Source organism: Pseudomonas sp. R62 (genome assembly GCF_000257605.1).
GTDB classification, from domain to species: domain Bacteria; phylum Pseudomonadota; class Gammaproteobacteria; order Pseudomonadales; family Pseudomonadaceae; genus Aquipseudomonas; species Aquipseudomonas atacamensis.
Window position 1 is genome coordinate 1,777,750 of the sequence record NZ_JH635999.1, and the last position, 2,482, is coordinate 1,780,231.

Below are 2,482 nucleotides of genomic sequence, written 5' to 3' on the forward strand. Positions count from 1 at the left end.
TGCGCGTTGATGCGAATGACGGTTGGCGTGACCTGGCCGGCCAGTTGGGTGGACCCCAGGCGCGATGCTCCCCCGACCGATGCGTTGCCGTTGCGAACGACGCCGTTGTCCAGTTTGTTGGTTGCGTTTATGTAGACGGTGCCGCCTGCCTGAACGACTGCGTTGGCATTTGTAGTCGGGCTGCGCTCAACGATGCTATCTCTGAAGAACGCTGCGTTCTTGACGGCGTCAGGTGCCTCTACTCGTACGCCGTCATTGTAATGGGGGGCTGGAATATAGAATTTGCCGTCGTAATCGAGATGGATTGAACCGAATGCGATATACCGATCAGCCTCACCACCGGACATACGACTGCGCACACGCGTCAACGATTCGACCTCATTGGCGTTCCAGACATGCAAGTTGGGTCTGGCAAATGCACCTTGTCCCGCGATATAGCCGAGCGCTCCGGAATCGTAATCCGGATCGTTAGCCGCGTTATAGCTCAGAACTTCTTCCCAGAATCTCGGGCCCTTGGGAGCATTGAACCAACGGGTAACGGTGTATTCACCTACAGACGCCCCTTGGTTGGTGAAGTTCTGCACATTAAGTGTCAGATTGCTGCCCGCACTGACCGCGGAGGCGTTGTTTAAAAACTCGCGGCCAATGCCAGTTAAGTTTCGGCCCGCCGTCAAAGTGCCCGAAGCTGAATCTCGAACAATGGTTGACTTGTAGTTTTCAACCCACACCATGTGACTCGGGGATGCATCTCCTTGACTGAAGTCACCGAAAGAAATACAGCTATAGCACCGAACGCCAATCGCTCCGGAAATCAGACCTCCTCCAGCAGCCACTTCAAACACATCCTTGCGATTCTCGATGCGTTCCGCCGCCAGACTCAGATCACCCACACTTTCGATGGTCGCCGAAATGTTATCGATCGAAGAACTCCAGCCGTTGCTGTCATCGCGGGCAATACTGATATTGCCTATACCGTAGATGTCGGCGTAACGATTGGTGAGCGACCCAACGCGCAGATTCATGTCACGGCCGCTGAAGATCAGCCCGTTCTCGTTGAGCAACGAATCACTGTTGATCCGCAGATTGGCGGCGCTGCCCAACGTCCCGTTGTTGACCAGCGACGCAGTATTGACGGTCAGGCTGTCGGCCGAGGTGAGCCGGCCCAGATTGGACAGGGTGCCACGGCTGGTGACCGTGGCGGTCGATGCACCGGTGATGCTCGCCACGCTGCTCAAATCGATGCGCGAAGCCAGCAGCCCCAGATCGCCGACACTGCTCACCCGCCCATTGCCGCCGTAAGTCCCGCTCAACTGAATATCAAGCCCGCCATCACTGGCAATCAACCCCTCGTTCGTCCAGTTCCCGCCACGTCCCACCAACTGATTCGAGGCCAGCAATTGCCCACTGGCCGTCTGCACAAAATTGCCGACATTCACCGTCAACCGCCCGGCCTGAATCACGCTGCTGTTGGTCCAGCTGTCCGCGTTCAGGGTCAGGCCGCCACGGGTCACCAGTGAGCCGCCGGCGTTCATTACGTTGGTGGTGGAGATGCCGAATTCACCGAGGCCGACATGCGTCACCGAACCGCCAGCGTTGAGCAAGCTCGGTGCGGCGAGGGTGAAGTCGGTGTTGGCGGTTTCCACCAGGCCGTTGCGGTTGTCGAACTGGCTGCCGATCTGGAAATCGGTTTTGCCGCTTGTGCCGAGGGCGCGCAGTTTGCCGCTCTGGTTGTTGAGGTTGGCGGCGCGAATCGCCAGACTGCTGGCGCTTTCGATCAGGCCACTGTTGTTGGCGAAATTGCCGCCAAGGCCAATGTCGATGAGGCTGCCGCTGACCTGGCCGGCCGTGTTGTTCATCGAGCCGGCGATGACGTTCACCTGGCCGCGGGCATAGATGCCGCCGCCGCTGTTGTCGAGGGCGTTGCCGCCGGCGTTGAGCAGGATGTCGCCGCTGTTGGCGGCGATGCGCCCGCCGTCGCTGTAGATGCCGCCCAATGCACGCAGGTCGAGGCGACTGCCTTCGATCTTGCCTGACTGGCCGTTGCGCAGCACACCGGTCAGACGGGTTTGCAGCAGACCTTTGAGGCTCGACAGCACGCCGCCTCGGCTGTCGAGACTGGCGGCGGTGAGGTTCAGGTCGCCGTTCTGCGCGATGATCTTGCCGCCCTGGTTATCGATTGCGCCGTTGCCCGTGTGGACGGTCAGCGCGGTCATGCTTTGCACCGCGCCGCCGGCGTTGTTCAGTGCGGCTGCGGTGAGAGTGGCGTCAGCGGCATCGCTGGAAATCAGGCCATCGCCGTCGTTGCGCAGCAGGCCGCCGGCGGTGAGGTTCAGTTGGCCGCTGCCGGCGATGGTGCCGCGCTGGCTGTTGTTCAGATCGCCGCTGGTGAGCAGGCTCAGCAGACTCTGGCTGATCATCTGGCCGCCACGGTTGTCGATGCTGGTCGAACGCGTCAGCACCAGCGGCCCGGTGCTGCCGAGCG

The 2,482-nt window shown here is 60.5% G+C and carries 2 pseudogenes; both read right to left on the bottom strand.

The features are described from left to right. A pseudogene (locus OQK_RS25905) lies at positions 1 to 2,213 on the bottom strand (adhesin); the annotation flags it as partial. Positions 2,214 to 2,372: 159 nt separating this feature from the next. Further along, positions 2,373 to 2,482: pseudogene (locus OQK_RS31885) on the bottom strand (hypothetical protein); the annotation flags it as partial.